Here is a 12,592-nt window from a genome sequence, read left to right as displayed (position 1 = left end):
GTGAACTGGCGTGTATTGACCCAATCCTATACAGCTATCCCCATGATGCTGCTGGCCATCCTGGCGATGATGATACTGCCTCTGCCCGGCTGGCTGCTGGATGCCCTGTTCACCTTCAACATAGTGCTGGCGGTGCTGGTGCTGCTGGTCTCGGTCTCGGCGCGCCGACCGCTCGACTTCTCCGTGTTCCCGACCGTGCTGCTGGTCGCCACCCTGATGCGGTTGTCCCTCAACGTCGCCTCCACCCGGGTGGTGCTGCTGCACGGTCACGAGGGGCATGAGGCTGCCGGCAAGGTCATCCAGGCCTTCGGCGAGGTGGTGATCGGCGGCAACTACGTGGTGGGTCTGGTGGTCTTCGTGATCCTGATGATCATCAACTTCGTGGTGATCACCAAGGGGGGAGAGCGGATCTCCGAAGTCTCCGCCCGCTTCACCCTGGACGCCATGCCGGGCAAGCAGATGGCCATCGACGCCGACCTCAACGCGGGCACCCTGGATCAGCACCAGGCCCGGGCAAGGCGGGAAGAGATCGCCCGGGAAGCGGACTTCTACGGCGCCATGGACGGGGCCTCCAAGTTCGTCCGTGGTGATGCCATCGCCGGCCTGCTGGTGCTCATCATCAACCTGGTGGGGGGGCTGGCCATCGGCATCTTCCAGCACTCCCTGCCGGTCTCCGATGCGTTCCGTATCTATGCCCTGCTCACCATAGGTGACGGCCTGGTCGCCCAGATCCCCTCCCTGCTGATGTCCACCGCGGCGGCCATCATAGTCACCCGCGTGAGTGACGAGGGGGAGATGTCGGATCAGGTCGGCCAGCAGATCCTGGCCTCGCCCAGGGTCATCTATACGGCGGCGACCATCATGCTGATCCTGGGCCTGGTGCCCGGCATGCCCATGCTGGCCTTCCTCAGCTTTGCCGCCGTGCTGGCCTGGACCGGCTGGAGCGTCAGCAAGCGCCGGGTGGCGGATCCGGCGCTGGATGCGGCCGAGGCGCTGACGCGGCAGATGGTGCAGCCGGAGCCCCAGGGGCTGGACTGGCAGGATCTGCCCCCGGTGGACAGCGTCGCCATCGAGCTGGGTTACCGGCTGGTGCCGCTGGCGGAGGCGGACAAGGGGGCCGAGTTGCTCGCCCGGGTGCGCGGCATACGCAAGACGCTCTCCGAACAGTATGGCTTCCTGCTGCCCGAGATCCGGGTGCGCGACAACCTGCAACTGCAGCCGGATCAGTACCGCATCAAGCTCTCCGGCATCGCCCTGGCCTCGGGCAATGTGGATTGCCAGCGGCTGATGGCCATCAGCAGCGGGGAGACCTATGGTGCCCTGGACGGCGAGCTGACCCAGGATCCCGCCTACGGCATGAACGCGGTCTGGATCTCCCCCGACAACAAGGCCAAGGCCCTCAACCTGGGCTACTCGGTGGTGGATTCCGCCACCGTCATCGCCACCCATGCCAGCAAGCTGCTCAGGGAGCAGCTCGACGGGTTGTTCGGCCATGACGAGGTGGGCAAGCTGGGCCAGCATCTCGCCACCCAGTCTCCCCGGCTGGCGGAGGAGCTCAACCTGGCCCTGACCCAGATGCAGCAACTGCGGGTCTTCCGCCAGCTGCTCAAGGAGCAGATCAGCCTCACCGACATCCGCACCATAGCCACCACCTTGCTGGATGCGAGCGAGCTGACCAAGGATCCCGTCCTGCTGGCGTCCGATGTGCGCTGCGCACTGAAGCGCCAGATCGTCAGACAGGCGATAGGGTCCCGCGACGTGCTGGAGGCCTTCACCCTGGATGACCGGTTGGAGCAGACCCTGCTGACGGCCATGAGCCAGTCACAGCAGCAGGGCAAGATCCAGTTGGACAGCTTCCCGGTGGATCCCCAGCTGCTGGCGCAGTTGCAGCAGAACATGCCGCTGGTGAAGGAGCAGTTGCAGCAGCAGGGCCATGCCCCGGTGCTGGTGGTCATGCCCCAGCTCAGGCCTCTGATCGCCCGTTATGCCCGCTCCTTCTCGAAAGGGCTCAAAGTGCTCTCTTATAACGAGATTCCGGAAGAATTGCGGGTCGAGGTGATTGGGACCCTGGGCTGAAGTTGAATTGCCTTATTTCTTGCCGGTAGGAAGATACTATTCCGTATACCTGCTTGAATTGTCATATAAAGCCGTTATGATGTGACGGCTTTTGACGCGACACAGACTGACAGTGAACATAAAATATAAAAAGTGTCAGATGTGTCTCATGGCTTGAAGGATCACAAAGCCATGCCATCCAAATACGGGTCGTCGCATGATAAAGGCAAACTGTACTGAAAAGTCAGGACGCAAAGCCTCCGGTCTAACAGCATTGATGCTAATGATAGCGGGGTTGCCAAGGCCATGATTCTCGCCTTGTTTTTATGCAGATATAGGGCAGGTGCTCAATTAAGAAGCGCCGCTCTGTCTTTGTATGTCTTAATTTTCAGGTGTCAGTTCTGTTGATTGATTCATGTGCAATCACAGGTTCGAGATAATATGGTTTCTGATATTTCTATCAAGGAAAATTCAATATCGGTCGATATTGAAACCCATGCGAATTTATTATTTGTGTCCCCACGGTCATCAAATGGAAACCATATTGGGCAAATATTGTTGAATGCCGGCTATCGAATTTCCTGTCTGGATTCTGTGATGCAGGCCAAACAATTTATTTCGAACCATTGCGTCGATCTCATCCTGCTCGACATGGCGGTCATGACCGAGGCCGGGCCTGCCATGGTGCAGACGCTGGCGGGAACCGACTGCGTCATCCTGGTCAACGAGCACCAGGCCTATCTGGCGGCCGAGGCCATGCGGGCCGGCGCCATCGACTACATCATCAAGCCCTTCAGCCAGCGACAGATCCTCGATGTGGTCAGGGGGGCCCTGCGCCTGCGCCAGGCCATCCCCAACCTGATCGCCACCTCCCCCCAGAGCCTGCAGGTGCTGCAGCTCGCCAGGCGGGCGGCCAAGACCTCGGCCACCATCCTCATCGGCGGCGAGTCGGGGACGGGCAAGGAGCGGCTGGCCCGCTACATCCACGAGATGTCCAGCCGGGCGGCCAAACCCTTCGTGGCCATCAATTGTGCGGCCATCCCCGAGGCCATGCTCGAATCCATTCTCTTTGGCCACAGCAAGGGGGCCTTCACCGGGGCGACGGCCAGCCAGCAGGGCAAGTTCGAATTGGCCCAGGGCGGCACCCTGCTGCTCGACGAGATCTCCGAGCTGCCGCTGGCGCTGCAGGCCAAGCTGCTGCGGGTGCTGCAGGAGAAAGAGGTCGAGCGGCTGGGCAGCCACCAGGTGATCCCGCTGGATGTGCGGATCATCGCCGCCAGCAACCGGGATCTGAGGGAGCTGGTGCTGCGGGGGGCGTTTCGCGAGGATCTCTTCTACCGGCTCGACGTGCTGCCCATGAGCTGGCCCGCCCTGCGGGAGCGGCAGGACGACATCCTGCCCCTGGCGGAGTACTTCATCGAGCGTCACGCCCCCCAGCAGGGATACCGCCTCGGCGAGAGTGCGCGCAGGCAGCTGCTCTCCTACGACTGGCCGGGCAATGTGCGGGAGCTGGATAACGTCATCCAGCGCGCGCTAATTATGGCTCGCGGATTGCATATTCAGGCCGTCGATCTGATGCTGCCCCATTACGCCGCCGAAGCCGATCCCCCGCAGCCGCAGACGCTCGCGGCCCCGGAGGGGCTCAACGAGACCAAGCGGTATGCCGAATTTCAATTCGTCCTTGAGACGTTGCGCCGTTTCCGTGGTCACCGGACACGCACGGCCGAGGCCCTCGGGATGACGACCCGGGCACTTAGATACAAGCTGGCTGCCATGCGCGAGCAGGGCATCGATGTCGAGCAGCAGATACAAAACTAAGGGATAACCGAGTGAAGATTGAGATGATGTCATCACAGGTGACGCTCCTGCAGCAGATGCAGGAAATGCAGCGAGTCGCCAGCCAAACCCCTTCCATCGAGCCGAACGAGGCGTCTGCCGTCTCGTTCAGCGACGCCATGCGCGACGTCGTCGGCCGCGTTAACGAGCAGCAGAATATCGCCTCCAGGCTGATGACCGCCGTCGACGCCGGTCAGAGCGACGATCTGGTGGGGGCCATGGTGGCCAGCCAGAAGGCAGGCCTCAGTTTTTCCGCCCTGATGCAGGTGCGCAACAAACTGATGACCGGCTTCGATGACATCATGCGCATGCCGCTCTGAGGGTAGGTCATGACTGAACTGGTATCATCCTCGCCGGGGGCGTCCGGCTCCCTGATCGCCCGGGTACAGGAAGGGATGCGCAACTGGCGCACCCTGTCGCGGGACAACAAGTCCATCCTCACCATCGCCCTGCTGGCCGCCGTGGTCGCCGCCACCATAGTGGTGATCCTCTGGACCTCCAGCAAGAACTATGTGCCCCTCTACGGCAAGCAGGAGCTCTACGACACCGCCAACATCATGGAGATGCTGGAGAAGGAGCAGGTGCCTTTTCGGCTGGAGAAGAGCTCGGGCCAGATCCTGGTGCCGGAGAGCCAGCTGGCCCACGTGCGTATGGCGCTGGCGGCGCGGGGGGTCCGGGCGGCCATGCCGGCGGGCCTGGAGGGGCTGGACAATGTCACCGGCCTCGGCACCAGCGAGTTCATGGAAGGAGCGCGCTACCGCCATGCCCTGGAGGGAGAGCTGGCCAGAACCATCATCTCCCTCGACGCGGTGCGTAGTGCCCGGGTGCATCTGGCCATCCCGAAGCGGACCCTGTTCGTCGGCCGTGACGAGGAGAAGCCCAGCGCCTCCGTGATGCTGGATCTGCAACCCGGGCAATCCATGGAGCCGGGCCAGGTGGAGGCGATCGCCAACCTGGTGGCGGGCAGCATCTCCGGCATGAAGCCCGGCGCCGTGACCGTGGTGGATCAGGCGGGCCAGCTGCTGAGCGCCGAGCTGGGGGACAAGGCCGGGTTCGGCAAGCAGAGCGTCCAGCAGATGGAATACGTGCGCAAGCTGGAGCAGTACATCCGCCAACGCGCCAATGACATGCTCTATCCCATGCTGGGCACCGGCAACTTCCGGGTGCAGATCGCCGCAGACGTCAACTTCAATGCGGTGGAGGAGACCCAGCAGCAGCTGGATCCCAATGGTGTGGTGACCAAGGAATCCAACAAGTCCGACAAGACCATAGATGCCCTGGCCCTCGGCATCCCGGGGGCCCTCTCCAACCGCCCCCCGGAAACGGCGCCCCAGACCGATCAGGCCGCCACCGAGGAGAACAAGGCACAGGAGCCTGCCAAGAACGACACCCGCACCGAGCGGCAGGAGGTCAGCAAGCAGTATGAAAACAGCCGCACCATAGTGCATACCCGCTACCAGCAGGGGCGGCTGGAGCGGATGAACGTCTCCATCCTGCTCAATCAGCAGATCGGCCCCAAAGGGGGCTGGAGTGCCGAGCAACTGGAACAGATCCGCCAGATGGTGGAACGCTCGGTGGGCTTCGACAGCGCCCGTGGCGACCAGATCAGCCTGCAGGTGTTCGATTTCACCGGTGCCGAGCCGGTGACACCGCCGGAGTCGAGCTGGCTGGAGACCCCCTACTGGCAGGATTCCCTGCGCTATCTGGTGGGCGGCCTGCTGGGGCTGACCCTGGTGTTCTTCGGCATTCGTCCCCTGGTCAAGCACCTGGTGCGCACCCAGCAATATCCTGATGCCGAGGCCGGACAGGAGCCGGACGAGGAGCAGGAACCCAGCATCGGTCTCGCCATGCGGCGGGAGGGCGATGAGGATCACGAGGTGCCGGCCTCCGGCAAGGGCCTGCAACAGGCTGAATACAGGCTGGAGCCCCAGTTCTCCTCCCTGGATCTGGAGGCGCTGCCGGAGCCGGGCTCCGAGCTGGAGGTCCAGCTCAAGCACCTGCAACTGCTGGTGGACAAGGACACCGCCCGGGTGGCGGAAGTGGTCAGACAATGGGTGAGCGGCAATGAGCAACGGTAATCTGAATCAGAACGCGGTCGACATCGACATCGACAACCTCGAGAAGGCCGCCATCCTGCTGCTGAGCATGGGCACCGAGGCGGCCGCCAAGGTGATGCAGAAGCTGTCGCGGGACGAGGTGCAGCGCCTCATCTCCAAGATGGCCGGCCTCTCCGGCGTGAGCTCGATCGAAGCCAAGTGGACCCTGCAGCAGTTCTTCACCCAGTATCGCGAGCAGAGCGGCATCGGCAGCGCCTCCCGGGAATACCTGGAGCAGACCCTGGATCTGGCCCTCGGCCAGCGCCTCTCCCGCAGCCTGCTCGACAGCCTCTACGGGGATGCGATGAGCCAGGACATCCAGCGCCTGCAATGGGTGCCGGCGGATGTGCTGGCCCGCTTCTTCCGCAACGAACACCCCCAGATGCAGGCGGTGCTGCTCGCCTTCCTGCCGCCCCAGACCGCCTCGGCCGTGCTCGATGCCCTGCCGGGCTCGGTCCACGACGATCTGCTGGTGCGGGTTGCCAGCCTCAGCTCGGTCAGCGAGCACGTGCTGGGGGAGCTGCGGCTGACCCTGGATCGCTGCCTCGCCTATGTGGCCGACCAGTCCGGCGCCAAGGTCAACGGGGTGCGCCAGGTGGCCGACATCCTCAACCGCTATCAGGGCAACAAGGAGCAGATGCTCACCCTGCTGCGGGAGCACGATGGCGAGATGGCCCTCGAGATCGAGAAGAACATGTTCGACTTCATGGCCCTGCGTCGCCAGAGCGACGACACCCTGCAGCGCCTGGTGCAGGAGCTGCCGGCGGATCTGCTGGCGCTGGCCCTGAAGAACACCGAGGCCGGTTTCCGCAAGGTGGTGCTGGGGGCCATGCCGAAGCGAATGGCGCAGGCGCTGGAGGCCCAGATCCAGGATCAGGGCAGCGTCTCCCTGCGCAAGGTGGAGCAGGCCCGGGAAGAGGTGATGAAGCTGGTGCGGGAACTGGTGGAGCAGGGCGAGATCGAGTTCCAGCTGTTCGAAGAGCCCACCGTCAGCTAACAGGAGACAGGCATGAGTCAGCATGTTCGCAAACTGGCGGCCGGGGCCACCCGTCTCTACCGTTTCCCGGCGCTGGGACAGAGCGGGGAAGAGGCCAGGAGCCAGCAGGAAGAGTTCGAATACGGCTATCAGCAGGGGCTGGAGCAGGGGCAGGCCGAAGGGTACCAGTCCGGCTACCAGCAGGGGCTGGCCAGCGGCCTCATCGAGGGGGAAGCCAAGGGGCTGCAGCAGGGACAGGTGCGCGGCCTGGCCCAGGGGCTGACCGAGGGGCGCGCCGCCTTCGATCAGGCCATGATCCCCTTCGCCAGGTTGCAGCAGCAGTGGGAGTCCCTGACCCGGGCCCGGATGCTGGAGCAGAAGGCCCTGGTGGCCCAGCTGGTCGCCCAGGTGGCCAGGCGGGTGATCCAGGCCGAATTCACCCTCAATCCCCAGCAGGTGCTCCATCAGGTGGAGCAGGCCATGGCCAGCCTGCCGAGCGAGCCGGAGGAGCTGGTGATCTACCTCAACGAGGGGGACAGACAGCGGCTGATCGAGCAGGGGGTGACCCGCTGCGAGAAGTGGCCGCTGCAGGTGGACCCGGCGCTGGCGGTCGGCGACGCGCGGATCGAGACCCGCGCAGCTGTGATCGAGATCAACACGGGGGAGCGGCTCGGCCGCTGTATCGAGCAGCTCAACCAGACCCTGGAGCTGCCGCAGGATGCATGAGGCGCTGCAGCAGGCGCTGACCTCGGCCCTCGACAGCCTGGAGGAGGTCCCGGGGTTTCGCCGTTACGGCAGGCTGGTGCGCGTCACCGGGCTGACCCTGGAAGTGGTGGGGTGCCAGCTCATCATGGGGCAGCGCTGCGAGGTGGAGACGGCCACCGGGACCGCCCTGCTGGCCGAGGTGGTCGGCTTCAACCGGGATATCTCCTACCTGATGCCGCTCCAGCCCATGAGCGGCCTCTATGCCGGTGCCCGGGTCCTGCCCGTCGACGGGGAGGAGACCATCCGGGTCGGCGAGCACCTGCTTGGCCGGGTGCTCGACGGCCTGCTGCAGCCCCTGGATGGCCGCCCCCTGAAAGAGGAAGGGGTGCGGGTGCCGCTGTTTTCCTCCCCTCCCAACCCCCTGCTGCGCACCCCGGTGCGCGAACCGCTCGACGTGGGCATCCGTGCCATCAACGGCCTGCTGACCGTGGGCAAGGGCCAGCGCCTGGGGCTGTTTGCGGGTTCCGGGGTGGGCAAGAGCATGCTGCTCGGCATGATGACCCGCAACACCAGCGCCCGCATCGTGGTGGTGGGGCTCATCGGCGAGCGGGGTCGGGAGGTGCGGGAGTTCATCGAGCACAGCCTGGGGAGCGAGGGGCTGGCCCGCGCCGTGGTCATCGCGGCCCCGGCAGACCAGTCCCCCCTGATGCGGCTGCGGGCCGCCCAGCTGTGCCACCGCCTCGCCGAATATTTCCGTGAGCAGGGGCAGGACGTGCTGCTGCTGATGGACTCCCTGACCCGTTACGCCCAGGCCCAGCGGGAGATAGCCCTGGCGATCGGCGAGCCTCCCGCGACCCGGGGCTATCCGCCCTCGGTGTTCAGCATGCTGACCCAGCTGGTGGAGCGGGCGGGCAACGGCACCCATCCGGACGGCAGCCTGAGCGCCTTCTACACAGTGCTGGCGGAAGGGGATGATCAGCAGGACCCAGTGGTGGATTCCGCCAGGGCCATCCTCGACGGTCACATAGTGCTGACGCGCCGCCTGGCGGAGGAGGGACACTACCCGGCCATCGACATCGGCGCCTCGGTGAGCCGGGTGATGCCCCAGGTGGTGCCGCCAGAATGGCAGGCCCTGGCGGTGAACCTGCGCCAGCTGTGGGGCCGCTATCAGCAGGTGCGCGAGCTGCTGCCGCTGGGGGGCTACCAGCCGGGGGCCGATCCCCAGATGGATGAGGCGGTTCAGCGCTATCCCGCCATCGCCAGCTTCCTGCAGCAGGGCCTGCACGAGGAGACCCCCATCACCCAGGTGATGGCCGGGTTGAAACAAGTGCTTGGCAGGGCCTAAGGACGCGGCATGCTGAAATCCTACCTCGGCCTGCAACAAGATGCGCTGGACGCCATGGGCAAGGAGCGCCAGCGCCTGCGGGAAGTGGCGCAGCGGGAGGAGCGCAGGGCCCTGAAATTGCAGGAGGTCATCGAGACGATGCACCCGGGCGCCGCCAGCTTCCACCCCCTGCTGTGGCAGAACAAGCAGCAGATGCAGGGGCAGCTTCGCCACCTGCTGGCGCACCAGCAGCAGCAGTGTGCCCTGGCCAGCCAGGATCTGGCGCACCACGAGGGGCAGCTGATCAGGCAGTTTGGCCGGGTCAAGGGGCTGGAGTTGCTGCTGGACAAACGGGCCCTGGCGGCACGCCAGCGCCAGGAGTCAGGGGAGCAGCGTCAGCTGGACGAGCTCGCCGCGCTGCGCCATCGCGCCCTGCAGGGGAAGTGAGGGTTCAGTCGGGGAAGTGTTCCTGCCTGCCATAGGCGGATTCCTGGCCCAGCAGGGTATGGATGGTCTCGATCTGCCCCGCCAGCAGGCGGCCATTCTGTTCGTTCTGGCGCTGGCACTGCCGCAGCAACAGCTCGAGCGTCTGCCATTGCTCGCCGACCCTTTGTTGCAGCGGAGCGGGCAGCTTGCCGATGAGGGTCGCCATGCCCTGCTCGTCGGGCTTGAGGCCCAGGGCCCTCAGGTGCTGGCAGCGCAGCTGGACCTGCTGCTGGATCTCGCTCATCACCCGGGTCTGCTGCTGGTTGTGCGCCGTCAGCCCGTCCACGTCGTGGCTGGCCAGCAGGCGGTACTGGTTGAGCAGCAGCTGCTGCAGCTCGGCGTAGCGGCCACAATCCTGCTGGATGCCGACGATCAACTGCTGGACCCTCAGCCTGGGGGTCATGGTCATCGGCGGTGCATGTCCAGGATGGCCTGGCCCAGGGCATCCATGTCGAGCTCGAGCCGGCCCTCGCTGATGGCCTGGCGGATCTGGTTCACTTTCTCCATGTCCACGTCGGAGGTGGAGGCCAGCTCGGCCCTCGCCTGATTGATGGTCTGGGCCGTGGCGCTGATCCTGGCGTCCCCCTGGCTGGCCCGTGGCTGGGCTGCGGGCGCGGCATCGGCCTTGCGCTGCGACTGGGGTTGAACGTAGATAGGGTCGGTGCGTGTGATTTTCATAACGTGAATTCCTGGTGGTCTCTCTCTGACAGGCGACCCGAAGGCGGCCGAACTTGAATCAAACTCGCCTTTTGTGGGCTAAAAACGGGTTTCGACCTCCCCCTTGTCGATCACCCAGGCCTGGATCTCCTTGCCCGAGCCGAGGTTTCTGACCCGGATCCCTTCTCCGATGGCGCCGTTCGCCAGCGCCTGGCCACGGGTGGTGGCGGAAAAGCCCGGCTGCCCCGCCCGGATCAGCACCCCTTCCCCCGCGCGAACGGCCCAGGCCTGCTGCAGGTCGAGCTCGCCGATCAGCTGCCCCATCCTGAGATGGCGCGTGCTCTTGCTGCCCACCAGGTCGTCGTTGCTGGGGACGAAGCCCCGCTGCAGCCGGCTGACCTCGAGAGACTTCTCGACCAGATCCCCCGGCCCTATGGTCTGCCCCTTCTGGATCTCCCTCGCCGTCACCCAGACCGGCAGCATCAGGGTCACCTCCACCCGAGCCCGAAGCTGCCAGGCCGGCTCGGTGCACTCCACCAGATAGGGGCGCCTTCCCCAGGGCTGGCGATACTGCCCCCCGGCCTGATAGCGCACCGCCTGCCGGCAGTCGGGCAGGTGGGCCACGGCGGGGGAGAGCCAGACCTGATAGTCGGCTTGGGTCTGCGGCCAGCCCTGCCGGTGCAGGTAGTCGTCGAGGGCAGCCGTCGCATCCGCCGTCAGGCCATCGCTCAGCCGCTGCGCCAGGGAGACCGGCTCGGCCCGCAGGGGCAGCGCCAGGATCAGCAGGGTGAGCAGGCCTGCCCGCTTCCATATGGGAAACATTGCTTCCCCCTTTGTCCGCCCCGCCCGCCATGGGAGATGGCCTGACCAGCGGAAATCACGGGTTTTCATGATTGGCATGAGTCTTGATAAAGGATGCACCGGTCTGACTGGTTCACAAGAAGGATGAAGCATGAGTATCTCATTTGACAGCGCGCTTGGCGTCCATCCCTATGCCCTGGATGTGCGGGCGGACAGGGCCCGTATTCTGGCAGGGAATCTGGCCAATGTGGATACCCCAGGCTATCTGGCGCGGGATGTGGATTACAAGGCGATCCTCGGCCGTGTCGCCGGACAGGTGGCCGCCGGGGAGTCTGGCGGCACCATTCGCCAGGACGCCATGGACAACGACATGCAGCATCCCCTCTACCGCATCCCCTACCAGGTCTCCATGGATGGCAACACCGCCGAGCTCAGCGTGGAGCAGAGCAAGTTTGCCAGCAATGCCACCGACTTCCAGACCAGCCTCACCTTCCTGAATATGAAAATCACCGGGATCGCCAAGGCGATCGAGGGCCGTTAATCATGTCGTTCAACCGAATCTATGACATCGCCGGCAGCGCCATGCGGGCGCAGACCGTCCGCCTCGACACCGTGGCCTCCAACCTGGCCAACGTCGACAGCGCCGCCGGCAGCGAGGAGGCCGCGTTTCGCGCCATCAAGCCCGTCTTCTCCACCCTGTACCAGCGGGTCCAGGAGGCCGAGGGGCTGGGAGCCGCCCAGGTGCAGATCGCCGGCATCGTCCAGTCCGACCGCCAGGTCGAGAAGCGCCTCGAGCCGACCAATCCCCTGGCCGACGGCGACGGCTTTGTCTACTACTCCAACGTCAACGCGGTGGAGGAGATGGCGGACATGATGAGCGCCTCCCGGGGCTTCGAGACCTCGGTGGAGGTGATCAACCGCATCAACAGCATGCAGCAGGGGCTGCTGCGCCTCGGCCAGGGGGCATAAATGAGCCTGCCACAAGTCAGCGGTCTGGATACCGCCCGCAGCACCAGCCAGTACTCGGCCACCCCGGAGATCGCTGCCAACGGCGCCACCGATGGTCAGGGTGTCCAGTTGCGCAACGAATTCCTGCAGATGATGGTGGCCCAGATCCAGAACCAGGATCCCACCAACCCGCTGGATGGCGCCCAGTACGTCACCCAGCTGGCGCAGTTCAGCATGGTGGAGGGGGTCGAGGGGCTCAAGGTGCTGCAGCAGAAGTCCATCAACATGATGGATACCCAGCAGGTGCTGCAGAGCACCGACCTCATCGACAAGGAGGTGATGGTGCCGAGCCAGACCCTGGATCAGCAGAAAGAGGGGGCGATCCGCGGTCAGGTGGAACTGGCCGGCGCGGCCGATGCGGTCGAGCTGAAGGTCTATGACAAGCACGGCACCCTGGTCGCGACCAAGAGCTGGGGTGAGAGCAAGGCGGGGGCGCTGGATTACGAGCTGCCGGCCCTGCCGGTCGGCGAGTACAGCTTCGAGGTGAAGGCCTCCCTCGCCGGGGTGGCCACCACCACCAAGAACTATGTGGCCAGCCGGGTGGAGCGTGTCAGCCTGCCCGGCACGGGCGAAATCATGTTGCAAGTGGCGGGCGTCGGGGATGTTCCCCTGTTCAGCGCCGTCCAGTTTGGCAAGTCGGCGTAATCA

General features: G+C 64.9%; 14 protein-coding genes and 1 riboswitch. Of the genes, 11 read left to right on the top strand and 3 right to left on the bottom strand.

The features are described from left to right. From lfhA to lfiJ, 8 genes are all read left to right on the top strand, one after another. Complete coding sequence (lfhA, locus tag I6L39_RS04260) at window positions 1-2,076, top strand: lateral flagellar biosynthesis protein LfhA (protein ID WP_216991123.1); 2,076 nt, start codon at window positions 1-3, stop codon at window positions 2,074-2,076. 194 nt (window positions 2,077-2,270) lie between these two features. Then, window positions 2,271-2,358: riboswitch (cyclic di-GMP riboswitch) on the top strand. 252 nt (window positions 2,359-2,610) lie between these two features. Then, window positions 2,611-3,873 carry a lateral flagellar response regulator transcription factor LafK gene (gene lafK, locus I6L39_RS04255; RefSeq protein WP_302055608.1) on the top strand — a complete coding sequence of 421 codons (1,263 nt, stop codon included), beginning with the start codon at window positions 2,611-2,613 and terminating at the stop codon, window positions 3,871-3,873. A gap of 11 nt (window positions 3,874-3,884) precedes the next feature. Beyond that, window positions 3,885-4,211 carry a lateral flagellar hook-basal body complex protein LfiE gene (gene lfiE / locus I6L39_RS04250; RefSeq protein ID WP_104454873.1) on the top strand — a complete coding sequence of 109 codons (327 nt, stop codon included), beginning with the start codon at window positions 3,885-3,887 and terminating at the stop codon, window positions 4,209-4,211. Between the two features lie 9 nt (window positions 4,212-4,220). Beyond that, window positions 4,221-5,969 (top strand): lateral flagellar M-ring protein FliFL, encoded by a 1,749-nt coding sequence (gene fliFL / locus I6L39_RS04245; RefSeq protein ID WP_104454872.1) that lies wholly within the window; start codon window positions 4,221-4,223, stop codon window positions 5,967-5,969. Next, window positions 5,956-6,984: a lateral flagellar motor switch protein FliGL gene (gene fliGL, locus I6L39_RS04240; RefSeq protein ID WP_104454871.1), complete on the top strand. Its 1,029-nt coding sequence runs from the start codon at window positions 5,956-5,958 to the stop codon at window positions 6,982-6,984. The genes fliFL and fliGL overlap by 14 nt, the downstream gene beginning before the upstream one ends. A 12-nt stretch (window positions 6,985-6,996) precedes the next feature. Then, window positions 6,997-7,689, top strand: a complete 693-nt coding sequence (lfiH, locus tag I6L39_RS04235) for a FliH/SctL family protein (protein WP_209794225.1) — start codon at window positions 6,997-6,999, stop codon at window positions 7,687-7,689. Next, window positions 7,682-9,013, top strand: a complete 1,332-nt coding sequence (lfiI, locus tag I6L39_RS04230; protein WP_216991121.1) for a lateral flagellar FliI-like assembly ATPase LfiI — start codon at window positions 7,682-7,684, stop codon at window positions 9,011-9,013. Before lfiH ends, lfiI begins: the two co-directional genes overlap by 8 nt. A gap of 9 nt (window positions 9,014-9,022) precedes the next feature. Continuing rightward, window positions 9,023-9,439: a lateral flagellar protein LfiJ gene (gene lfiJ, locus I6L39_RS04225; RefSeq protein WP_216991120.1), complete on the top strand. Its 417-nt coding sequence runs from the start codon at window positions 9,023-9,025 to the stop codon at window positions 9,437-9,439. 4 nt (window positions 9,440-9,443) lie between these two features. On the opposite strand, the gene I6L39_RS04220 is transcribed toward lfiJ, so the two are convergent. The 3 genes from I6L39_RS04220 to lfgA form a co-directional block, all read right to left on the bottom strand. Continuing rightward, window positions 9,444-9,887 (bottom strand): flagellar protein FlgN, encoded by a 444-nt coding sequence (locus I6L39_RS04220; protein WP_104454867.1) that lies wholly within the window; start codon window positions 9,885-9,887, stop codon window positions 9,444-9,446. Beyond that, entirely contained in the window at window positions 9,884-10,156 is a 273-nt protein-coding gene (gene flgM / locus I6L39_RS04215) for a flagellar biosynthesis anti-sigma factor FlgM (protein WP_104454866.1), read from the bottom strand. Before flgM ends, I6L39_RS04220 begins: the two co-directional genes overlap by 4 nt. Before the next feature lie 78 nt (window positions 10,157-10,234). Next, entirely contained in the window at window positions 10,235-11,026 is a 792-nt protein-coding gene (gene lfgA / locus I6L39_RS04210) for a lateral flagellar basal body P-ring formation protein LfgA (protein ID WP_216991119.1), read from the bottom strand. 61 nt (window positions 11,027-11,087) lie between these two features. Here lfgA and lfgB point away from each other — a divergent pair, with 61 nt between their 5' ends. Genes lfgB through I6L39_RS04195 form a run of 3 tightly spaced genes read left to right on the top strand, consistent with a single transcriptional unit; the run spans window position 11,088 to window position 12,589 of the window. Continuing rightward, entirely contained in the window at window positions 11,088-11,477 is a 390-nt protein-coding gene (gene lfgB / locus I6L39_RS04205) for a lateral flagellar basal body rod protein LfgB (protein WP_216991118.1), read from the top strand. 2 nt (window positions 11,478-11,479) lie between these two features. Further along, window positions 11,480-11,905, top strand: coding sequence for a lateral flagellar basal body rod protein FlgCL (gene flgCL / locus I6L39_RS04200; protein ID WP_043762711.1), 426 nt, complete (start codon window positions 11,480-11,482; stop codon window positions 11,903-11,905). Next, window positions 11,906-12,589, top strand: coding sequence for a flagellar hook assembly protein FlgD (locus tag I6L39_RS04195; protein WP_216991117.1), 684 nt, complete (start codon window positions 11,906-11,908; stop codon window positions 12,587-12,589). It begins immediately after the preceding gene. Window positions 12,590-12,592: the final 3 nt, after the last annotated feature.

This window comes from Aeromonas sp. FDAARGOS 1409, assembly GCF_019048705.1.
GTDB classification, from domain to species: domain Bacteria; phylum Pseudomonadota; class Gammaproteobacteria; order Enterobacterales; family Aeromonadaceae; genus Aeromonas; species Aeromonas sanarellii.
Note: the sequence above shows the minus strand (reverse complement) of the source record. Positions and strands in the feature narration are given on the sequence as shown.